Genomic DNA, 20658 nt, shown 5'->3' with positions numbered 1-20658 from the left:
TCCAGGTGAGCGCCTTGGCCACGTCAAGTTCCAGCCAGTTCAGGTAACGCTGCTCTTGACGAAGCCAAAGAGCCGTCGTCCGCGATCACCCCGGCCTAATCCCATCTGCTCAGTTGAGCAAGAAGCGATTGCCGGGTTTTACCTGGCATGGGCAACCCAGGTGGCGTGTAGCTCTGCTGCATGCTTGGCCACCAAGCACAGCCGCACCCAGGATCACCTTGTTCCGGTCACCTGGAATGGGGCGTCACGGAGCGACTAGACGGCCACCGGCCAGAGCGCGGCTGACGGGCACCGGACGCACCTGCCGCCACCGGTGATCTCCGGCGGGCCCTTGTGGGGGCGGCGCCGCTACGACCGTGAAGCGGCGGGGCAAAGCTGCGACTGCCGGTGGGAGTTTGGCCAGCCGCCCAGTTGTTCACAAGGCCGCGGCGCTCCCGCTTCCCGGGGCGTCGCTCCGCGCCCTTGTGAACAACTTTGGAAACGGTATCAGGCGAGCCAGATTCCTTCTCACCGTTTGTGCGGGACAGCCGATTACTCTTGGAATTTCGCAAACGACTTCTTGAGTTCAGCGAGCTTTTCGTTCGTGAACTGCGTAACCGTTCCATCCTTGCTCTTTGAAAACGCTTCGGTCGGTTGCTCTTTCGCATCGAACAGGATCACGGTTTCAAAGAAGCCGTCGCCGTCCTCGTCTCCTTCCTGCATCACTAACTTGTCTTGATGGTAGTAAGCTCGGATCGTGCGGTTCGCATCAGCGAAATAGGTGGAATAAAAGATCAGTTAGCCATCTCGAAAGAGTTTTGTAGAGACGGATTTCAACTTGCCATCCTCACTGCTGATTTCCACTTTCCTCGATAGAAGGACTTTACCGTGAAAAACTTCGGTAGTGCGAGCGTGCCTCCCGTATTTTGTGGACTCCGAAACTTTCGTTTCGATTCGCGGTTCTGATTTGGCTGGACTGGTTCGGGTTTGTTGGGCCATAGCCCATACAGTCACCAGGGAACAAACCATTGCTACAATGACGCTTTTTTTTCTCATGCGTGCCTCCTAAAATTTCCGACACATGTTGAGACACGCATAGTAATCGAAACCGCCAAGACCCGGGAAGCTTCCCAAAATTGCTTGGCAACAAAATTGGCAGTCGGTATCCGCACCGGGGTATCCAGGGTCGGCAGCTTGTCTCCGCGCAAAATCCCCGCACGTATCGGCAGCCCCTTTCATGTCACCGCAACCTTTCTTTGCATCACTTGCCAGCAGGAGCAGCCGCACTATTCCACCAGCTTTTCCGCCAACTTCGCCAGCCAATGTGTCTGCCGCCGTCTTGAAAAGCTCCTTCGCTGGATTGTCCTGCATGTCGCAGTCCGTGCATTTTTCCTTCGGCTTCTGAGGAGGTTGGCCAGGAGGCTTAGGTTTTGGCTTCGGCCAAATCGGCCATTGAGACGGCGGCCACCAGGCCCTCCCATCAGTGTCAACACGGCCTATGGGATTGTTGCCAACGAATCCGTAAAGGTTCAATCCACCAAGCTCCCCGATGGGGTCTCTGTTTGGCCAGCGGCCGGTGGTGGGGTTGTAATACCTGTAGCCGTAGTAGAGGAGGCCGGTTTCCCAGTCATGGTATTTGGTGGAGAAAAGGTAGTTGAAGTTCTGGGAGAGGGGGCCGGTGGCGCGGAGGAGTTCGCCAAAAGGGCCGTACTCGTATTGCGCCACCAACAACCCATCCGCCCCCCGCACATACCCCATCACATTCCCATTCCCATCATAAAAAGGAAAATACACCCCCGCATCCGGCCCATTATGAATCACCGTCGCCAGCAAACCACCCACTTTGCAAGCGTCGTTCAGAGGAGAGGGATTCTGGGGGATGGTTTTTGCCTCCTCCCTGGCTTCATACATGCCGATGGTTCCCCACGCTTGCATGGTTTCCGGCTGACCCGCAGCTAATATTCTCCAAAACCTCACTTCCTTCAAGGCCATTTAGGGGAATAGGGAAATGCAAAATGCAAAGCCGGATAGTCGCAGCCGAAGGTGCAAAATGGGGAGCATCATGCCAATTTGTTAATCATTGGAGCATAGCTTTGGCTTCGGCGGGGACGCCGAAGCCGGCACGCGGGACGCGTGCGCTCCCCGAGATGGAGGTAACGCACGCGCTGCCCGAGAAGGGAAAAGTTGTCGGAGAGGAAAGGAAGGACGTTTAATCCTTTTCCACGCCGCTGATCCAGGTTTTTTCCATCACTTCCGGCGGAGGCACCTTGAGCGGGCGCACGAGGCGGAAGCCGATGAACTTGGCATCGGTCAGGTACCACACGCTCTTGGGCAGTTGGGGGTCCTGAGCCTTCCAGTCGGGGGTGGAGGCGATGCGCGCGGCGCTGCGGCAGGCGGCGGCTTCGAAGTCGTAGCTGCCGCCCCGGGCGACGTGCGGGTAGGGCTTGGTGGCCACCACCCAGGGGTTGACGGCGCCATTGGCGCGAGCGGAGTAATCCGGCAGGTATTGGTCGAGGCACCACTCGGCAACGTTGCCATGCATGTCATGCAGGCCCCAGGGGTTGGGTTTTTTCAAGCCCACTTTGTGGTATTTCCAGTCGCCGCCCTCTTCGCTGTTTTTCTCAAACCAGGCGTATTCTTCCAGCTTGGATTCATCATCGCCAAAGGAGTAGGCCGTGGTGGTGCCGGCGCGGCAGGCGTATTCCCATTCGGCTTCCGTGGGCAGGCGGTAGTAGTGGCCCGTTTTGGAGCTGAGCCACATGCAATACTTGTTGGCGCCGTGTTGCGTCATGGCAATGGCCGGAAAACCATCCTTGCCCATGCCGAAGCTCATTTCGACATACGGCTTGGAGGGCCGGGTGATTTGGTCCGACAAGCGGTCCCGCTCCGGATTGGTGGGATAATCGCTGCGAAGTTTCTTTTCGTCATCCGGGTACATGAACAGCTCGTACTCGTTCCAGGTGACTTCGAATTTGCCCATCCAGAAGGCGTCCACCTTGACCTTGTGTTGGGGGCTTTCATCGGGTTTGCGGCCTTTTTCGTTGGCGGGGCTGCCCATGATAAACTCGCCGCTCTTGATGGGGAGCATGACATATTTGACGGGGCTGCCGGGGATGGTGTTGGTGTAGGGGGCCATGGCGGCTTCGTCCTTCACCTCCAGGCTGGCGGAAATCATCCGGTGCAATTCCGGCACCAGGAAGGCATCGGTGACTTCGCAGGGAGGCAAATCCCCGCCGCCGGCGGGCGCAAATTTACCGGCCGTCTGGCGGTAGAGCTCATAGCGGGTGGAATATTTGAAGCGGCTTTTTTCCACGCGGAACAACACCCCCAGCGTTGGCCCGGCCACAAAACCGCCCGTCACCATTTCGCCCGGCTTGGGATTAATGCTGAGGACTTCGACAGGCGCCTTGGCCCCGTCGAAGGAGTAAATGACCGCCGGGTCATTGGTGCCATGCACCACCATCAGGTGCTGGCCGGCCACAAAGACCTGGTGAATGGCCCGCGACAGGTTGAAGGTGGCCGCCTTGCCCAGGGCCGGCTTGCCGCCGGTGGTTTCAATGGGACGGTAGTGCAAGGCGGTGTCGCCCGGCTTGTAAATCAACGCGCCAAGGGTGTTGCCATGGCGGCCCAGAGCAAAGGCTGCGCCCCCCGGGAGGTCGTCCGATTTGGCGACCACCTCGGGCTTGCCGGAGGCCAGGGAGAGAAACAGCAAGGCGGACTTGTCCTTGCCCGCCACCACCGCCGCAATCAGCTCCGGCCCGCCTTCCTGCAGGGCGACGCGCTGGGCGCCGCTCAAGGCGCCGGGGGCTTCCACCTCCTCGATCTGTTTGAACTTGCCCCCGGTGTTGCGGAAGAGCGTGGAAAGATTAACCGGGTCCACGTTGTAGATGCTGTTGAGGTAGATGTCGGCTTCCGGGGTGTTGCCCGCTCCGCCAATGTCAATGGCCACCACCGCCGCCGGCCCCAGGCAGTCGGGTTTCAACACGGTCATGCGCCCGGCCACTTTCACATCGGATGCCTCCACGATGTGCACGGTGGCCCCATCAGCGCTGGAAAAGACCAGCGCATCCTTGTTGGCGTCCAGCAGCCGGCCGGCGCTCAGGCCGGTGACGTACAAGATGCGGCTGGGGCGGGCCATGGCCCAGGTCATCTGGCCTTCCTGCAATTGGTAGCCGATGCGATAGTTGCCGGTGGGCCGGTCCACCAGGGCCACGTCCTGGCGCCCGTCCCCGTCGAAATCCCCGTTCACCACCAGCTCATATTTATTCTCATACACCCATACCGGGGCGGTGGCGGCGGACAGAACACCCGCGGCCAACAGCAATGCCGCCCAGGTGGCGGAAGTTTTTCCGCTCATTCCGAGAACTGATACATTCATGTTCATGCTAAAAGTTGGACGAATGTCCCCAAGGGACATTCATTTGTCAAACGAAAGCGTATTGACCCTGCGGCCCGATGGCCCTTAAGTTAGGGGGCGCCCCCGCAAGCTGAGGTCGCGGGAATGCAATTTTGACCGAAGACGTTGCCGTGGAACTAAATGCCAAAGAAGCCTGGCTGGCGAATCACCCATGGGAAACCGTGGTGGAAATCAACCGCGAACTGTGTGCCAAACCGGAAACCCCGCACCGCCCCGGGCCGGGGTATGAGGCCACCCGCCAAATCTGGGAAACAGCCCGCCAACAGCGGATGACTTTTCGCGAGTTTCTGGATTTGTGCCGCCGCTGCCATGCGGCCAATCCCTTTGCCTTTTTTAATGGCAACACCTTTGCCCGCGTGCTGGCCAAAATCCTGGAGCCGGTGTGCCAGCAACTGCCCTCGCTGGAGGCCACCATGCTGCGCACCGCTGCCGCGCACTATGTGGCGGGGGCCATTCAAGCCCGTGAATTATTGGATGTTTGCCGGCACGTGGACCTCGTGCTGCGCCAGCGCAACACCACCCCCGCCGCCTGAATCCGCCCATGGCCAACTTTCACATCGCCCAACTGGATGCCCTGCCTGCCGTGCGCTGCCCCTGCGGCCATGCCCGCCGCGCCTTTGCCGACCCGGGCCACGCCGCCAGTGTGCATATCGTCAACATCGAGGCTGATTCCCGGGCGCATTATCACAAAAAGATGACGGAAATTTACGTCATTCTGGAGGGCGAAGGCCATGTGGAATTGGACGGGCAGCTTTATCCGGTGAAACCCCTGACCGCCATTTACATCCAGCCCGGCTGCCGGCATCGGGCGGTGGGGAAATTGACCCTGCTCAACCTCCCCATTCCCGCCTTTGATCCGGCGGATGAATGGTTTGATTGAGCCGGCAGGAGGGCCTCAGCCCTGGGCGGCCACGAGCTTCTAGTCCAGGGCGGCCAGCTTGCGTTGGACCTCGTCGCGCAGCAGCGCGTCAATCAACACATCCAGTTCACCGTCCATGATGACCTGCAGATTGTAGATGGTCAGGTCAATGCGGTGATCGGTCACCCGATTCTGGGGAAAATTGTAAGTGCGGATCTTTTCGCTGCGCTCGCCGGTGCCCACCTGCTCCTTGCGTTGGGCGGCATATTTGGCGTTTTCCTCGGCCATTTTGCGCTCCAACAGGCGCGAGCGCAGGACGGTCAGCGCCTTGGCCTTGTTTTTCTGCTGCGAGCGTTCATCAGCGCAACGCACCATCAGGCCGGTGGGTTTGTGGATGATCTGCCCCGCGCTGTCGGTGGTGTTCACTCCCTGCCCCCCTTTGCCGGAGGCCCGGCACACATTGATCTCCAGCTCGTCCGGCTTGATTTCAATGTCCACCTCCTGCGCTTCCGGCAGCACGGCCACCGTCACCGTGCTGGTGTGGATGCGGCCCTGGGCCTCGGTGGCCGGCACGCGCTGCACGCGATGCACACCGCTCTCAAATTTGAGCCGCTGATAAACATCCGTGCCGCTCACACTGAAGATGATTTCCTTGAAGCCGCCCAGATCCGAGGGATTGGAGTCCAGTGATTCCACCTTCCAGCCCCGGGATTCGGCGTAGCGCGTGTACATCCGAAACAAATCGGCCGCAAACAGGGCCGACTCCGCCCCGCCCGCGCCGGCGCGGATTTCCATGATGGTGTTGCGGGAATCCGCCGGATGCGGAGGCAGCAGGCCACGCTGAATTTGCAGGGTGAGCCGCTCGATTTCCTGCTCCAGGCGGGCGGCTTCCTCCTGCGCCATCAGGGCCAGGTCGGAGCCGGGCGGCTCCGTCCGCAACAGCTCCCGGCTGGCCTCCAGGTCCGCCGTGGCCTTGAGCCACGCCGCGCCCGCGGCGGTCAGCTCCTTGAGCCGGGCATGCTCACGCGCCAGCTCCTGGGCGCGCTGCGCCTGCTCGAAAACCCGGGGATCGCTGAGCTGGGCCTCCACCTCCGCCAGCCGGCGACCAAATTTCTCAATGAAAGGCCGCAAGTCCATGGCCGGTAAAAACACCACGCCCGCAAGGGTTGAGCCTTGCGGGCGCGCCGGTGGGAAATAGCTATTTCCGCTTCTTCTTGCTGGCGGCGGCGGCCGCGGCCTGCGCGGCCTGCGTCTTGGCCAGACGCTGCTGGAACTTGTCCACACGCCCCGCGGTGTCCACAAACTTCTGCTGGCCCGTATAAAACGGATGGCACTTGTTGCAGATGCCGATGATGATGGTCGGCTTGGTCGAGCGGGTTTTAATCACGTTGCCGCAGGCGCAACGGATTTCCGCATCCACATACTTCGGATGAATTTCCGACTTCATATTCAAAATCCAATAGAGCCGCGAAAAATACCACGAAGCCCGCCTTTGACAAGCGGTTTTTTTGGGAAAATCCCACCCCCCCGCTGGCAACGGACGGCCGGGCAACCGCCGCCGCCCCCACCCCAATTCAGCGCAGATGCCTGCCGGCTTTACAAAAAGACTCCCGCAACGCAGGATGCTGCGCATGCGCGCCGTTACGGAGGGCGGGGAGAAACTGCCCGCCTGTTTTAATTTTGCGACGGATGTTTTTGATGCCTGGGCCTGCCGGCAACCCGAAGCCCTCGCCCTCTGGCACGTGCAAGCCGGCTCCTCCGAGGAAACCCGCCTGACTTTTGCCCAACTGGCCACCCTCAGCCGGCAGGCGGCCCATTTCCTGGCCCACTGCGGCATCGCGCCGGGGGACCGGGTGCTGCTCATGCTGCCCCGCATGCCCCAATGGTGGCTGGCCATGCTGGCCCTCACGCGGCTGGGCGCAGTGCCGGTGCCCGCCACCCTGCAGCTCACTGCGCGGGAGGTGGATTACCGCGTGGCCCTGGCCCAAATCCGGGCCGTCATCACCTGTCCCTCGCAGGTGGAGAAGTTCGCGCACTTTGACGGCCTGCGCCTGCTGTGCGGCGGCGAGGCGGCCGGGTGGATTGGCTTCGATGAAGGGGTGCAAAAAGGCCGGCCGGATTTCACCGCCCCCGCCACCCCGGCGGCCTCGCCCGCCATCATGTATTTCACCAGCGCCACCACCGGCGAGCCCAAGATGGTGTTGCACAACCAGGTCTCCTACGGCCTGGCCCACAAGGTCACCGGGGAGCTGTGGCTGGATTTGCAGCCCGGCGATTTGCATTGGAATCTCTCGGACCTGGGCTGGGCCAAGGCGGCCTGGTCCAGTTTTTACGGGCCCTGGCATCAGGGGGCCAGCCTGTTTGTGTATGATTTCCACGGGCGTTTTGAGCCACATGCCATCCTCGACACGCTGGCGCGTTATCCGGTCACCACCTGGTGCGCCCCACCCACCGCCCTGCGGCTCTTGGTGCGCGAAGATTTAAGCCGCTGGCGTTTTCCGCATTTGCGGCATTGTGTCACGGCCGGCGAGCCGCTGAATCCGGAGGTACTCCATCTCTGGCGTCAGGCCACCGGGCTGACGCTTTATGAAGGCTATGGACAAACAGAAACTGTGGCCTTGATTGCCAATCTCCGATGCTCCGGCCGCCCCGTGAAGCCCGGCTCGATGGGCCTGCCGACACCGGGGTTTGAAGTGGCGCTGGTGGATGACCACCTTCATCCGCTGGCCGGCCCGCATCAGGAGGGCGAAATTGCCATCCGCGTCAAGCCCCGCCGCCCGCTGGGTCTGTTTGTCGAGTACTGGAACAACCCCGAAGAAACGGCCCGGCAGTTTCAGGGGGACTGGTACCTCACCGGCGACAAGGCGGTGCGGGACGAGGAGGGTTATTACTATTTTCTGGGCCGCAAGGATGATGTCATCAAAAGCTCGGGTTACCGCATCGGCCCGTTTGAAGTGGAGAGCACCCTGCTGGAGCATCCCGCCGTGCTCGAGGCGGGTGTGGTGGGCAAACCGGACGCCATCCGCGGGCAGATCGTCAAAGCCTACGTCGTCCTGCGCCGCGGTTATTCCGCCAACGAGGAATTGAAACACCAGCTTCAACATCACTGCCGCCAGCTCGCCGCTCCCTACAAGTATCCCCGCGAAATTGAGTTTGTGCCGGAGCTGCCCAAAACCATCAGCGGCAAAATCCGCCGCCTGGAACTGCGCCAGCGTGCTGCCGAGGAAGGCGCCGCCCCCTCCGCCCCCACGGCTTGAGAAGCGCCCCGCCTCGCAGAGGAAACCGGCCGCCACCCGCGCGCGGTGGCGGAAAACTCAAGCCTTTTCCCCCGGCCCCGCGTGGGCCACCGGCAGGGTCAGCCGGAAGCGCGTCCCCTTGCCCGGCCGCGACGTGACCTGGATGCGTCCCTGATGCGCTTCGACAATGCGTCCCACCAACACCAGCCCCAGACCGGTGCCTTTGGCGCGGGTGGTGCTCAACAGGGGCGTAAAAGCGCGCCGGCATTGCTCAGCGCTCATGCCCTCGCCGGTATCCGTCACTTCGAGGCACACGTGCGTGGGCGGGCGCGCGGTGTCCCGGGGCAGCCGGCGGGCCGCCACGGTCAGCTCACCCCCCTGCGGCATGGCCTGCACGGCGTTGAGGACGAGATTGAGCAGGGCCTGCCCCAACTGCGTGGCATCGGCCCAGATGGGCGGCAGACCAGGCTCAAGCTGGCGTTGCCAGACAATGTTTTGCTGCCGCAGCTTGTGCCGCACCAGCAACGCCAGCTCGTCCAGCACCTGCTCCAGCGACACCGGGCCAAATTGCGGTTCGGCGCTCCGGGCAAAGCTCAACACCCGCTCCACCGTGCGATCCAACTGCTCCATCTTTTCGGTGATGATCCGCACGTCCGTGGCCCGCGGATCCTTCGGGGGAAACCGCAGATTCAACGAATGAAACAACATCTTGATCACCGTGAGCGGATTGCGGATTTCGTGGGCCACCTCGCCGGCCAGTAACCCCAGGGCACTGAATTTTTCCGCCTGCCGCAGGGCCTCTTCCAGGTCCACCACCCGCTCGTACAGCCGCGCCTTTTCGATGGCCACGGCGGACAAACCGGCCAGGGCGGTGAGGATGCGGATTTCCTCGTTGGAAAACACGTGCGGCCGGCTGGTGTACACATTCAGCACCCCCAGGCACCGCTGGCCAAACATCAACGGCGCGCTCAGGAGCGAGACCAGCCCTTCGCGGGCGGCCACCTCCACATGCTGGTAACGCTGGGAGATTTGCACGTTCTCCACCTGCAACACCTTGCGCCGCCGCACCACCGAGCCCACCAGGCTGTCCTCCACATTTAACCGCGGCTTGTTGACGTAGTCCGGCCCGGCGCCGTGCGCCGCGCGCAAATCCAGCCAGCGCCCCGTCTCGTCGAGCAACAGCAGCGAGCTGAGCCGGGCCTGCATGAGCTGGCAGGCCTGTTGGGTGATCGCGGCCAGCGCCTCGTCCAAATTCACGGTGGAGTTGATGATCTGGCTCACCGCCACCAGGCTCTCAAACAAGCGCGCCTTCAGGCGGTATTGCTCGTATTGCCAGGTCTGGCGGATCACCTGGGCGGCATGGGCCGAAAGCTCCTCCAGCAGGGACTGGTCTTCCAACGTAAAGGCGTGGAGTTTTTCCGAATCCACATTTAGCAGGCCGCGCACCTCCTCGCCCATGGCCAGGGGCACGGCCAGCTCAGAGCGCACCGCCGGGTGGGCCATCACATAACGGGGATCCTGGCGCACATCACCCACCAGCGCCGGCTGGCCGGTGCGCACCACCCAGCCCGTGATCCCCTCGCCCGCGCGCAACTTCAGTCGGCGCGCTTCGGGCGGCAGGCCGCAGGCGGCCTCGATCTCCAGAAAACCGGTGTGGGGATTGAGCAACACCAGCGAGCCGCTGGTGGCGCCGGTAAGCTGCACCGCCTGCTCCACAATCAGCTCCAGGGCCCGCTGCGGCTCCAGGGTGGAGTGCAGTACCTGGCTGACCTGATACAACCGTTGCAGGCGCTCATAACGCCGTCGCCATTCATCCGAGGCCTCGTTCACGGACTTCAATAAACCACAAAAAACGCAGATTGGCAGGCCAATAAAGATTTCCGCAGGGCAGGGACCCGGTGACCCCGCCGCAGCCGGCGCGCAGGCTTGGCTGGTGGAAAAAGGTCTGCTTGGCAAAGCCGTCCGGCCCCCTTACCATGCCACGCCATGACTGCAACGGAAGCCTTACAGATTTTTCGCGAGACCGGCGCCCTGCTCGAAGGCCATTTCATTTTGCGCAGCGGCCTCCGCAGCCGCCAATACTTCCAATGCGCGCTGGCCCTGCAATACATGCCGACCGTGGAGCGCTTCGGCGCCGCGTTGGCCGCCCAAGTCCGTCACCTGAACGCGGCCACGGTCATCGCCCCGGCGATGGGGGGGCTGGTCATCGGCCAGGAGGTTGCCCGCCAGTTGCGCTGCCGTTTCATTTTTGCCGAAAAGGAAGAAGGCAAACTCGTCCTGCGCCGCGGCTTCACCATCTCCCCCGGCGAGCGCCTCCTGGTGGTGGAGGACGTGGTCACCAAGGGCGGGCGGGTGCAGGAGACCCTCGACATCGTCCGCCAGCACGGCGGCGTGCCGGTGGCCGTGGCGGTGCTGGTGGATCGTTCCAACGGCACGGTGGATTTTGGGGTGCCGTTCCACAGCCTGATCAAAATGCACGTGGAAACGTTTGCTCCGGAGCAATTGCCGCCCGACCTGGCCGCCATCCCACCAGTGAAGCCCGGCAGCAAGTAACCGCGCCGCTTACCGCTTTTCGTGAATCCCACTGATCCCATCCTCCTGCTGCGCGAGCTGGTGGCCCTTCCCAGCGTGAATCCCTCGCTGCTCCCCCCAGGGAGTCCGGCGGATGGCGAGCGCCAGGTGGCGGATTTCCTGACCGCCGTGGCCGCCGCCGGGGGGTTGGAGGTGGAAAGACAGGAGGCAGCCCCCGGACGCTTCAACCTCTGGTTGCGCCTTGCCCCCTCCGGCCCCGTGCGCCGGCGCGTCTGGCTGGCCCCGCATTTGGACACCGTCCCGCCGGCAGACCCCGCGCAACTGCGGCCAGTGGTGCGCAACGGCCGGTTGTATGGCCGCGGGGCCTGCGATACCAAAGGCTCGGTGGCGGCCATGCTCGCCGCCCTGCTCGACATCGCCCGCCATGGGCCGCGTCCCGCCGGGGTGGAGATGGTTCTGCTGGCCCTGGTGGATGAAGAATACCATCAGGCCGGCTCACGCGCCGCGGCCGCCAGCGGCCGCCGGGCCGACCTGGCCATCATCGGCGAGCCGACCGCCTGCCGGGTGGTCACCGCCCACAAGGGCAACGCCTGGCTGCAAATCACCACCCGCGGCCGGGCCGCCCACGGCTCCACCCCCGAAAAGGGCCGCAACGCGGTGGAGGCCATGGGCCGGGTCATACAAGTGCTCAGCACCACCGGCCAAAACTGCCTGCGCCGGCGCTGCCATTCTTTGCTTGGTCATCCCACCCTGAGCCTAGGACGCATTGAAGGCGGCACCCAGCCCAACATTGTGCCTGACCACTGCACCCTCACACTGGACCGCCGCCTGTTGCCCGGCGAAACCGCCGCCACTGCCGCCCGCGAAATGCAAGAGTGGCTCCGCCGGGCGGGACTGCGCGGAGTGACGGTGGCCAACCTGAAGCCCGTCCCCTGCCCCGCCCTCTGCACGCCCGCCTCCCTGCCGCTCGTCCGGCAGTTGATGCAGGCCGCCCGCTGTGCCCGGCCTACGGGCGCGCCTTTCTTTTGCGATGCCGCCATCCTCGCCGCCGCCGGCACTCCCGCTGTCGTCTTTGGCCCCGGCCACGTGGCGCAGGCGCACACGGTGGATGAATACGTGAGCCTGGCCCAGGTCCGGCAGGCCACGGCGGTTTTGCGCCGTTTTCTCTCCTCCCTGGCGCCATGAGCACCGCCCAGCCATCCGGCAAGGAATCGCGCGCCAACTTCTTCCGGCAGAGCGGCTGGATGGTCAGTGCCACTTTGTTGGGCGGCGTTTGCATGTTTGCGGTGCACGTCATCTACCCCATCCTTGGCCCCCGGGAATATGGCCTGTTCACCACCCTGCTGGCCATGCTCAATGTGCTGACCATTCCGGCGCTGGGGCTGCAAACCACCTTCGCCCACCAAACCGCCGCCGCCCTCACTCCCGAGGACGAGGCGCGGCTGGCGGGCACCGTGCGCACGGTGCTGGGCTGGGCGTTGGTGGCCTGGCTGATCTTTGCGGGGGGAGTGTTTGTTTTCCGTGACTGGATTCAAAGCACCTGGGCCATTCATCAACCCCTGGCATTATGGATTGTGGTGCTCTTCACCCTGTGCCTGCTCTGGCAGCCGGTCCTCTTTGGGGTGCTGCAGGGACGCCAGGACTTCTTCTGGCTCGGCTGGGCGCTCATCACCAATGGCGCCGGCCGACTGGTGACCGCCCTGTCCCTGGTGTTTCTGGCCGTCTGGCTCAGCCCGCCGCCCACTGCCACGGCGGCACTCTTGGGCGCCCTGCTGGGCATTGCCGCTTCCGTCGTGCTGGCCGGATGGCGCACCCGCCACGTTTGGGCCGGCAAGGCCCGGGCGCCTTTTGTCTGGGGGCCGTGGCTGCGGGTGGTTATTCCGCTGACCCTGGGGCTGGGGGCCTTTCAGTTTTTGTTCAGTGTGGATGTGTTGCTGGTGCGCACTTTTTACCTGGAAGACCAAACCGGCAATTACAATGCCGCCGGCACCATCGGGCGCGGCCTGGTCATGTTCACCGCCCCGCTGGCTGTGGTCATGTTTCCCAAGGTGGTGCGCAGCCAGGCTCTGGGCCGGCGCAGCCAGGTGATGCTCGTGACCCTGGCCTCCGTGGCCGCGCTGGGGGTGCTGGCAGCCACCGCCTGCACCCTGCTGGCCTGGGGCATGGCGTATGTGGTGGCACACCCTGAATTTAATCCCGCCTGGCTGCCGGCCGGCATGCTCAAAGCTTTGCGTGGCAGCGCCACCAGCGTCCACGTCCTGGCCACCTTGATCCCCTGGTTTGTCTGGTGCATGCTGCCCTTAGCCCTGGGCAATGTGCTGCTCAACAACCTGCTGGCCCGCCAAAAGTACCGCGTCGTCCCCTGGCTGCTGCTGCTCATCACCGCCTATTTCGCCATGCTGGCCACCGGGGCCCCCGCCCCAGTGGCGGACGGCTCCTACCACCATTTCAAATGGGTCATTCAGCGGTTGGGCTGGTTCAGTCTTCTGTTTCTGGGCATCTGCGCCTGGTTCACTTTTCGCGGCCAGGACACCAGCCCGGCTGATCTGGCCCCCGGCCCCATTTCCGGAGACCAGTACTAGGCTGCCGCCATTCCCACCACCCCCTGGCGCGGGCCAAAGATTGCATCCCTGCGCCAATCCATTATGCTTCGCGCCAGGCGTTGTGCCCTCTGATATGCATCCAGCGCGGACGAATGCCCGGCCCGGGCTGCGGCCCCCACCGCCGCCCCCTGCCTGACTGCTCCACCCCTATGGCCTCCTCCCGTTCCAAGTCCCCTCCTGCCAAGTTGCCGCCGCCCGGCAAAACCCGCCGGCGCCGTGACGTCTCCTCCGCTCGCAAAACTGGACCAGCCGGCAACGCCTTGTGGCACCAACTAGCCATCGTGGTGCAGCACAGCGACGATGCCATTTTCAGCCTGCGCCGGGACGGCACCATCAACAGTTGGAATCCAGCCGCCGAACGCATTTTCGGACTGACCGCGGCGCAGGCACTGGGACAGCCGTTTCAATCGCTGTTTCCCCCCAACCGCCGCGGCGAAGCGGCCGTCATTCTCGAACGCCTGAAACGTGGTGAACACCTCAGCCGCTACGAAATCGAGCTGCCCCGCAAGGAGGGTCCGCCCCTGCATGTGGCCCTCACCCTCTCCCCCATCCGCACCCGCCCCCATCTGCCAGTCCGCGGCGCCGCCATCATCGCCCGCGACAATTCCGAGCAGAAACGGGCCGAGGAAAAACTGCGTCAATCCGAGGCGTTTTACCATAGCCTGGTCGAAAACCTGCCCCAGAACATCTTTCGCAAGGAGCTGGATTTGCGGTTTTCATTTGCAAACCACCGCTTCTGTCAACTCCTCGGCCGCCCGCTCGAGGAGGTGATTGGCCGCACCGATTATGATTTTTTTCCGCCTGAGCTGGCGGCGAAATATCAGGAGGATGACCGCCGCGTCATCCAGACGGGGGAGGCCTTTGAAACCGTGGAGATCAACCAGCCCCCCGGCGGCCGCAAGATTTACGTGCACGTGTGCAAAACGCCCATCCGCGATGCCTCGGGCAAAATCATCGGTGTTCAAGGCATTTTCTGGGACATCACCGCCAGCCGCGAGGCCGAGGAAGCCCTCCGCCAGAGCGAAGAACGTTACCGCACTCTGCTCAACAGTGTCACCGATTACATCTACACCGTGGAATTTCGCGATGGGAAACCTTTCGCCACCCGCCACGGCCCGGGCTGTCTGGCCGTTACCGGCTACTCCCCGGAGGACTACGCCGAGGCGCCGTATCTCTGGTATCTGATGATCCACCCCGAGGACCGGGAAAAGGTGGTGAAAATGCTCGATCAAATCCGCGCCGGCCATACGGAGCCTCTGGAGCATCGCATCATCCATCGCGATGGCTCTGTGCGCTGGGTCCGCAACACCCAGGTGCCCCGTAAAAATGAGCAGGGCGAGGTGGTGGCTTATGACGGCCTGATTTCCGACATCACCGAGCGCAAGGAAGCCGAGGAAAAACTGCGCCAGGCCAACCTGGAGCTCTCCGCCAGCCGCGATCAGTTGATGCGGGCGCTCCAGGACCTCAACAAGTCCCACGAAGAATTAAAGGCCGCGCAAATGCTGCTCATCCGCGCCGAGAAAATGGAAACCGTGGGCCGCCTGGCCGCCGGCCTGGCCCATGAAGTCAAAAATCCCCTCGCCATCCTGCTCTCCGGCATCGAATACCTGGAAGGCACCCCGGCCGGCAAATTGGAGGACGTCAAATTGGTGCTGGAGGACATGCGCGTGGCCCTGACGCGGGCCGATGGCGTCATCCGCAGCCTGCTGGACTTCGCGGCGGCCCAGGAACTCGGGGTGAAACCGGAAAACCTCAACACCGTCATCGAGCAGCCGCTGGCCTTGATGCGCCACGATTTCTCCAAAGTGGGGGTGCAGGTGGTCAAGCGCCTGGCGCCCGACCTCCCCCCGGTGCCCATGGACCGGAATAAAATCGAGCAGGTGCTCGTCAATCTCTTCATGAACGCCCTGCAGGCCATGCCCGAAGGCGGCGTGCTCACCGTCACCACGCGGGCCCGCACCCTGGCCCCGCGGGAGGGCGCCGCCATGAGCGTGCGCGGCGGCGAGCGTTTTCACCCCGGCAACCAGGTGGTGGAGGTGCTGATTGAGGATACAGGCATCGGCATTCCCGCCGAAATGATGGCGCGCCTCTACGAGCCCTTCTTCACCACCAAACCCGCCGGCAAAGGCACCGGCCTGGGACTGGCTGTTTCCAAGAAAATCCTTGAAATGCACGGAGCTGACCTCCACATTTCTAATCGTCAGGAAGGCGGCGTGCAGGTGGTCATCACCTTCAAAATATGACCCGCCTCGCCGGCGGCCCGTATGGAAAAAAAACGCATATTGATCATTGATGACGAAGCGACGTTCACCCGGATGGTGCGCCTCAACCTCGAAAAAACGGGCAAATATGAGGTGCGCGAGGAAAACCGGGGACGCCGGGGGGCCGCCGCCGCGCGGGAGTTCAAGCCGCATCTGATTTTCCTAGACGTCATCATGCCCGATGCCGACGGCGGCGAAGTTGCCGCCCACATTCAGGCGGACAACCGTCTCAAGGATGTCCCCATCGTTTTCCTGACCGCCACCGTCTCCAAACGCGAGGTGGGCGACACCGGCGGCACCCGCGGCGGGCTGTTCTTTCTGGCCAAACCGGTGACGCTCGAACAGCTTGAAGCCTGCATTGCCCGGCACATCCCCGAGGTGGCCGCAGTCCCGGAAAACGCGGTGAATCCGCCCCCCGCAGGCCCCCAGGAAGGAACCGCACCGGGCACCGCCGTCTGAAAAATTCCGCACCCCCCGCCCATGAAACGCCTCATCCCGCCCGCTGTGCGTCGCGCCTTGCGGGCAGGGTTGGCCCGCCTGGGCTATGACCTGGTCAACCAGCGCGAATGGGGCCGCGATCCTCTCAATGACGTACAAACCATCTGCCGCACGCGGCCGCCCCAGCTCATTTTCGATGTCGGCGCCAACCGCGGCCAGTTCCTGGGCCGGCTTTTGGAGAAATTTCCCCAGGCCCGCATCCACGCCTTCGAGCCTTTCCCCCAGGTCTTTGCCGCCTTGCAGGAGCGGGCGGCAGCCCACCCCAACGTTACGCCGCACTGCCTGGCCCTGGGGGAAACGGACGGCACCAAAACTTTTTATTTGAACAAGGTGGACGTCACCAATTCGCTTTTGGCCACCGCCCCGGCAGCCAAACAATATGAGCCGGGCGGCTGGCAGGAGACGCTGGGCACGCAGCAAGTGCCCGTGCGCCGGCTGGATTCCTTTTGCAGAGAACATGCCCTTACCCACATTGATTTACTGAAGGTGGACGCCCAAGGGTATGACCTGCGCATATTGCAGGGAGCAGGCGGATTGTTGGCAGAACACCGTCTCCGATGCCTGCTGGTGGAAGTGTTGTTCGTTCCGCTTTATGAAGACCAGGCCTATTTCCATGAAATCTATGAATTCCTGTGGCAACGACATTACCACCTGGTGGGGCTTTATGAGATAAACCGGGCGCCAGATGGCACTGCCAAATGGGCCGATGCCCTTTTCCTCAGCCATCCACCCTCCCCAGCCTCTTAACCACCTCCACCCGCGCATGGCTTCCTCCTCTCCTCTGACAGTCGCGTACGTGGCGGGCTGCGCCCCCGGGGATGTGCGGCACTGGTCCGGCACCACCCATTTCATGGGCCAGTCGCTGGCCCAGGCCGGCCTGAACGTGCGGCATCTGGGCCCCTTTCACGTCCCCGGCCATTGGTGGCGGCACTTTAAATACCACTTCTACCGCCGTCTCCTGCGCCAAAATTATCTGGCCTTGTACGATTTGGGCCGGGCCAAAGCACTGGGGCGGGCGGTCACCGCGGCGGTGGCCCAACAACCGGCGGACGTCGTCCTGGGCTCTTTTGGCGACCACCTCGCCTTTTTGGAAACCAACCTGCCGCTGGTGGTCTGGACGGATGGCACGTTCATCCGCATGCGCAATTTTTACCCCGATTATCAAAACCTTTGCGCCGCCACCCTCAAGGCCGGCGAATGGATTGATCGCACCGTGCTGCAACGCTGCCGCCTGGCGGTCTTTGCCACGGACTGGGCCGCCGAAAGCGCCCTGCGGCATTACGGTGTGGACCCCCACAAGGTGCATGTCATCCCCTTCGGCGCCAATCTGGAGTGCCATCGGACGCTGGCGGACATCGAAGCCCTCATCGCCGCCCGGCCGGAGTCCCCCTGCCGCCTGCTCTTTGTGGGACGCCTCTGGGAGCGCAAAGGCGGCGATCTCGCCATGGCTGTGGCCGCCCGCCTGAACGCCCTGGGCCTGCCCACCGAGCTGACGTTGGTGGGCAGCCGTCCGCCGCACGGTCAGGCCGTGCCGGCCTACGTCAAGGTTCGCGGTTTTATTGACAAAAGCACCGCTGCCGGGCGGGCGGAATTGGACCGGCTGTTTGCCGAATCGCATTTTTTGCTCCTCCCCACGCGGGCCGAAGCGTATGGCATCGTGTTTTGTGAGGCCGCCTCCTTTGGCCTGCCCAGTCTGGCCACGGCAGTGGGCGGGGTACCCTCCATTATCCGCGAAGGTTTGAACGGCCACACCTTTCCGGCCAGCGCCGGGCCCGACCTCTACGCCTACCAGATTGAACGGCTCATGCGGCGTTATTACGAATATCGCTTGCTGGCGCGCAACGCCTTCCTCGAATACCAGCGCCGCCTCAACTGGCCCAGGGCGGCGCAACGCATGCGCGCCCTGCTGGAAAAAATCACCGGGCGAGATTGATCCCGGGGCGGCGCCCCTCACCAATCCCCATCCGTCAGCAGCGCCGTAATGCGCCGCGCCAGGTCCTGCGCCAGCAGCGGCGTGGCCTGGCGCTCCGTGCTGTTCAAATCCGCGCCCACCCGCACCGTGGTGGTGCCGGTGACTTCCCGATCCAAAATGACCTTCCCGGAGGCCCTTTCCACCGCCTTGACGCGGGCGGTGATGGAAAGCGCGTAATCCTGCACACTGACCAAATCCTGCGGTTGAAAACTCACCGGCGAGCGGGAAAATCGCGTCACCGTCCCCGTGACCACAATGTCGGCGTCACCATCCGTGTTCAGGTGAAACGTCCCGTCCTGCTGCAAGCTCTTGCGCAGCGCGTGCGTCACCGGCTCACCCAGCCGGGGTTCCATGGTTTGATTTTGGAAAGGTTTGACGAAGATGCTGCGCTCGCCCGCGGCCAGCCCGTTGCTGGGGCCCAACCGATAACCCGCGCACCCGGTGAGGCCCACCACCAGAATGCACCACCCTGCCCAAAATACGCGGCTGCGGGACCTCATACCTTCCCTGTTACTTGGCTTCCGCCGCCGGTTTCTCGGCCGGAGCGCTTTCCTGGCGCGGCCCCAGCATCTTGTTCAGAACCTCCAGGCGTTTGCGGGCAGTCTCAGCGAAAGGCGACTTCGGATCCATGGCCAGGCATTCATTGTAGTAAATGCGCGCGCCCTCGTAGCGCTTGCGTTTGTCGTAGAACCGGGCCACCTGGAAGCTTCCCCGCGCCTGCTCTGTGCGCAATAATTCAATGTTCTTCCGCGCTTCCGGCACCCGCGGATCATCCGGAAACAGCGTGATGAAATCAGTGAACGTGGCCACCGCCATGTTGGCGGCGTTTTGATCGTACTCGGAGGTTTGGGATTGGCGCATGTAGGCCAGCCCCTGTTTGAAGGTGGCATCGGCGGCGATTTCCTTCCGATCGTAGTAACGATCGGCGGCGCGCTCATAAGCCTTGGCGGCGCTGAAGTTGTCCGGCGCCTTCTTGAACAACCCGCGCTTGTTCTCATGCGCCTGCCCGATCTTCATCTGCGCCTGCGCAGAAATGTCCGTGTACGGCCCATTCTGAATGATTTTCTCGTACATCTCCGCCGTCTTGTCCATGGACCGGTACAACGGCACCAAACCCAGCACCCGGAACCACTTGCCCGCCAGGTAGCTGTTGGCAATCTCAAACTGCCGCTGCATCACCTCCTCGTACTTTTCGTACTTCGGATATTTTTCCAACAACTTCTGGTACTCGCGAAAGGCCTTCTCCCCGTTGCCTTTGGCCTCATAGCAGCGCGCCACGTAATATTGAGCCTCCGGGGCATAATCTGACAGCGGCCATTGGGCCACCGTGCGGCGCGCCGCCCGCAGGGCCAGGCTGTAATCCCTCTTTTCAAACGCCTGTTTGGCCACCTCGAGCTGGTCTTTGGCGCGGCCTTTGACCCATTCCCCCTTCGAGCCTACCGGCTCGTAATACCATCCTTCCCCCGGCTTGTACACCAGCGGAGCCGGTGATTCAAAGGTGAAGGCCAGCAGCACTGCCACCACCCACAACCAGCGCATTGTCCAACAATTCATAAAGCGCAACCGTACTGTTACGGCGCACCCAAGTCAAGGGGCGGCACGGGCGCCGGCTGGCCCGCTGGCCGCTGGTCGGCCGCGGCCAGCGCGGTGGCATGCCATGGCCCCACCTCGTCACTGCGAGTGACGCAATACCCCAGGTCCCGCAGCAGGCCATCTTCCAGGGCGTAAATCCAGGCATGCACGGAGAGCACCTGGCCACGCTGCCAGGCATCCTGCACCACCGGGCACTGGCTCACATGCAACGCCTGCTCCAGCACGTTCAGCTCGCACAGACGCAGGACTTTCGCGGCGTCGTCGGGCAGGGCGGCAAGGCGCGCCTGATGCTGCTCCGCCACCTGCCGCACCTGCCGCAGCCAGTGATCCACCAGTCCCAGCCGGTCCCCCCGCAAGGCCGCCTGCACCCCGCCGCAACCGTAGTGGCCGCATACAATGATGTGCTCCACCTTCAAAACCTCCACGGCAAATTGAATGACCGCCAGGCTGTTCATGTCGCTGGGAGCCACCACATTGGCGATGTTGCGATGCACAAACATCTCGCCGGGCAGAAGGCCGGTAATTTCATTGGCCGGCACCCGGCTGTCGGCACAACCGATCCACAGGAACTTGGGCCGTTGCTGCCGGGCCAAAGTGGCAAAAAAACCGGGCTGGCGGGCCTCCATTTGCCGGGCCCATTTTTGATTGTTGACAAGCAGGGACTGAAGCGTGCGCATGGCCACAACTTAATAAACCACGCCCCAAACG

The 20658-nt window shown here is 63.0% G+C and carries 19 protein-coding genes; 10 read left to right on the top strand and 9 right to left on the bottom strand.

Features of this window, described 5'->3' with window-relative positions:
• Window positions 1–531: 531 nt before the first annotated feature.
• The 3 genes from N3J91_07945 to N3J91_07935 form a co-directional block, all read right to left on the bottom strand.
• Complete coding sequence (locus tag N3J91_07945) at window positions 532–705, bottom strand: hypothetical protein (GenBank protein ID MCX8156362.1); 174 nt, start codon at window positions 703–705, stop codon at window positions 532–534.
• A gap of 339 nt (window positions 706–1044) precedes the next feature.
• Window positions 1045–1971, bottom strand: a complete 927-nt coding sequence (locus N3J91_07940; protein MCX8156361.1) for an RHS repeat-associated core domain-containing protein — start codon at window positions 1969–1971, stop codon at window positions 1045–1047.
• Window positions 1972–2188: 217 nt separating this feature from the next.
• Window positions 2189–4336 (bottom strand): formylglycine-generating enzyme family protein, encoded by a 2148-nt coding sequence (locus N3J91_07935; protein MCX8156360.1) that lies wholly within the window; start codon window positions 4334–4336, stop codon window positions 2189–2191.
• A 152-nt stretch (window positions 4337–4488) separates the two neighbouring features.
• Between N3J91_07935 and N3J91_07930 the strand changes: the two genes are divergently transcribed.
• Both N3J91_07930 and N3J91_07925 read left to right on the top strand, forming a co-directional pair.
• On the top strand, window positions 4489–4929 hold the full coding sequence (locus tag N3J91_07930; protein ID MCX8156359.1) for a hypothetical protein: 441 nt from the start codon (window positions 4489–4491) through the stop codon (window positions 4927–4929).
• 8 nt (window positions 4930–4937) lie between these two features.
• Window positions 4938–5276, top strand: coding sequence for a cupin domain-containing protein (locus N3J91_07925; GenBank protein MCX8156358.1), 339 nt, complete (start codon window positions 4938–4940; stop codon window positions 5274–5276).
• Between the two features lie 39 nt (window positions 5277–5315).
• On the opposite strand, the gene prfA is transcribed toward N3J91_07925, so the two are convergent.
• Together prfA and rpmE are read right to left on the bottom strand one after the other, a co-directional pair.
• Entirely contained in the window at window positions 5316–6392 is a 1077-nt protein-coding gene (gene prfA / locus N3J91_07920) for a peptide chain release factor 1 (protein MCX8156357.1), read from the bottom strand.
• A gap of 61 nt (window positions 6393–6453) precedes the next feature.
• On the bottom strand, window positions 6454–6702 hold the full coding sequence (rpmE, locus tag N3J91_07915; GenBank protein MCX8156356.1) for a 50S ribosomal protein L31: 249 nt from the start codon (window positions 6700–6702) through the stop codon (window positions 6454–6456).
• A gap of 184 nt (window positions 6703–6886) precedes the next feature.
• Here rpmE and N3J91_07910 point away from each other — a divergent pair, with 184 nt between their 5' ends.
• Window positions 6887–8512 carry an AMP-binding protein gene (locus N3J91_07910; GenBank protein ID MCX8156355.1) on the top strand — a complete coding sequence of 542 codons (1626 nt, stop codon included), beginning with the start codon at window positions 6887–6889 and terminating at the stop codon, window positions 8510–8512.
• Window positions 8513–8569: 57 nt separating this feature from the next.
• Here the strand turns inward: N3J91_07910 and N3J91_07905 are convergent, their stop codons facing one another.
• Window positions 8570–10321 (bottom strand): GAF domain-containing protein, encoded by a 1752-nt coding sequence (locus N3J91_07905; protein ID MCX8156354.1) that lies wholly within the window; start codon window positions 10319–10321, stop codon window positions 8570–8572.
• Between the two features lie 156 nt (window positions 10322–10477).
• Between N3J91_07905 and pyrE the strand changes: the two genes are divergently transcribed.
• The 7 genes from pyrE (at window position 10478) to N3J91_07870 (ending at window position 18318) form a co-directional block, all read left to right on the top strand.
• Entirely contained in the window at window positions 10478–11044 is a 567-nt protein-coding gene (gene pyrE / locus N3J91_07900) for an orotate phosphoribosyltransferase (GenBank protein ID MCX8156353.1), read from the top strand.
• A gap of 21 nt (window positions 11045–11065) precedes the next feature.
• A complete protein-coding gene (locus N3J91_07895; GenBank protein ID MCX8156352.1) occupies window positions 11066–12208 on the top strand; it encodes a M20/M25/M40 family metallo-hydrolase in 1143 nt (380 codons plus the stop codon).
• Window positions 12205–13605 (top strand): hypothetical protein, encoded by a 1401-nt coding sequence (locus N3J91_07890; protein ID MCX8156351.1) that lies wholly within the window; start codon window positions 12205–12207, stop codon window positions 13603–13605. The genes N3J91_07895 and N3J91_07890 overlap by 4 nt, the downstream gene beginning before the upstream one ends.
• Window positions 13606–13775: 170 nt before the next feature.
• Window positions 13776–15869, top strand: a complete 2094-nt coding sequence (locus N3J91_07885; GenBank protein ID MCX8156350.1) for a PAS domain S-box protein — start codon at window positions 13776–13778, stop codon at window positions 15867–15869.
• 21 nt (window positions 15870–15890) lie between these two features.
• Window positions 15891–16346, top strand: a complete 456-nt coding sequence (locus N3J91_07880) for a response regulator (protein MCX8156349.1) — start codon at window positions 15891–15893, stop codon at window positions 16344–16346.
• Between the two features lie 21 nt (window positions 16347–16367).
• Window positions 16368–17132, top strand: a complete 765-nt coding sequence (locus tag N3J91_07875) for an FkbM family methyltransferase (protein ID MCX8156348.1) — start codon at window positions 16368–16370, stop codon at window positions 17130–17132.
• Window positions 17133–17148: 16 nt separating this feature from the next.
• On the top strand, window positions 17149–18318 hold the full coding sequence (locus N3J91_07870; protein MCX8156347.1) for a glycosyltransferase family 4 protein: 1170 nt from the start codon (window positions 17149–17151) through the stop codon (window positions 18316–18318).
• 17 nt (window positions 18319–18335) lie between these two features.
• Here the strand turns inward: N3J91_07870 and lptE are convergent, their stop codons facing one another.
• From lptE to can, 3 genes are read right to left on the bottom strand one after another with little or no spacing between them, the layout of a single operon-like run.
• Window positions 18336–18857: an LPS assembly lipoprotein LptE gene (gene lptE / locus N3J91_07865; GenBank protein MCX8156346.1), complete on the bottom strand. Its 522-nt coding sequence runs from the start codon at window positions 18855–18857 to the stop codon at window positions 18336–18338.
• Window positions 18858–18867: 10 nt separating this feature from the next.
• Complete coding sequence (locus N3J91_07860) at window positions 18868–19911, bottom strand: tetratricopeptide repeat protein (GenBank protein MCX8156345.1); 1044 nt, start codon at window positions 19909–19911, stop codon at window positions 18868–18870.
• Between the two features lie 17 nt (window positions 19912–19928).
• Window positions 19929–20627: a carbonate dehydratase gene (gene can / locus N3J91_07855; GenBank protein MCX8156344.1), complete on the bottom strand. Its 699-nt coding sequence runs from the start codon at window positions 20625–20627 to the stop codon at window positions 19929–19931.
• Between the last annotated feature and the right edge of the window lie 31 nt (window positions 20628–20658).

Source organism: Verrucomicrobiia bacterium (genome assembly GCA_026414565.1).
Classification (GTDB): Bacteria; Verrucomicrobiota; Verrucomicrobiia; order Limisphaerales; family Fontisphaeraceae; genus Fontisphaera.
The sequence above is the reverse complement of the archived record's forward strand: the minus strand, read 5'-3'. Positions and strand labels throughout refer to the sequence as shown.

Coding starts and splice junctions, on each gene's coding strand:
- N3J91_07935 (MCX8156360.1), bottom strand. CDS start 4,336: ATGAGCGGAAAAACTTCCGCCACCTGGGCGGCATTGCTGTTGGCCGCG.
- pyrE (MCX8156353.1), top strand. CDS start 10,478: ATGACTGCAACGGAAGCCTTACAGATTTTTCGCGAGACCGGCGCCCTG.
- can (MCX8156344.1), bottom strand. CDS start 20,627: ATGCGCACGCTTCAGTCCCTGCTTGTCAACAATCAAAAATGGGCCCGG.
- prfA (MCX8156357.1), bottom strand. CDS start 6,392: ATGGACTTGCGGCCTTTCATTGAGAAATTTGGTCGCCGGCTGGCGGAG.
- N3J91_07880 (MCX8156349.1), top strand. CDS start 15,891: ATGGAAAAAAAACGCATATTGATCATTGATGACGAAGCGACGTTCACC.
- lptE (MCX8156346.1), bottom strand. CDS start 18,857: ATGAGGTCCCGCAGCCGCGTATTTTGGGCAGGGTGGTGCATTCTGGTG.
- N3J91_07860 (MCX8156345.1), bottom strand. CDS start 19,911: ATGAATTGTTGGACAATGCGCTGGTTGTGGGTGGTGGCAGTGCTGCTG.
- N3J91_07910 (MCX8156355.1), top strand. CDS start 6,887: ATGCGCGCCGTTACGGAGGGCGGGGAGAAACTGCCCGCCTGTTTTAAT.
- N3J91_07925 (MCX8156358.1), top strand. CDS start 4,938: ATGGCCAACTTTCACATCGCCCAACTGGATGCCCTGCCTGCCGTGCGC.
- N3J91_07940 (MCX8156361.1), bottom strand. CDS start 1,971: ATGGCCTTGAAGGAAGTGAGGTTTTGGAGAATATTAGCTGCGGGTCAG.
- N3J91_07875 (MCX8156348.1), top strand. CDS start 16,368: ATGAAACGCCTCATCCCGCCCGCTGTGCGTCGCGCCTTGCGGGCAGGG.
- N3J91_07890 (MCX8156351.1), top strand. CDS start 12,205: ATGAGCACCGCCCAGCCATCCGGCAAGGAATCGCGCGCCAACTTCTTC.
- N3J91_07885 (MCX8156350.1), top strand. CDS start 13,776: ATGGCCTCCTCCCGTTCCAAGTCCCCTCCTGCCAAGTTGCCGCCGCCC.
- N3J91_07870 (MCX8156347.1), top strand. CDS start 17,149: ATGGCTTCCTCCTCTCCTCTGACAGTCGCGTACGTGGCGGGCTGCGCC.
- rpmE (MCX8156356.1), bottom strand. CDS start 6,702: ATGAAGTCGGAAATTCATCCGAAGTATGTGGATGCGGAAATCCGTTGC.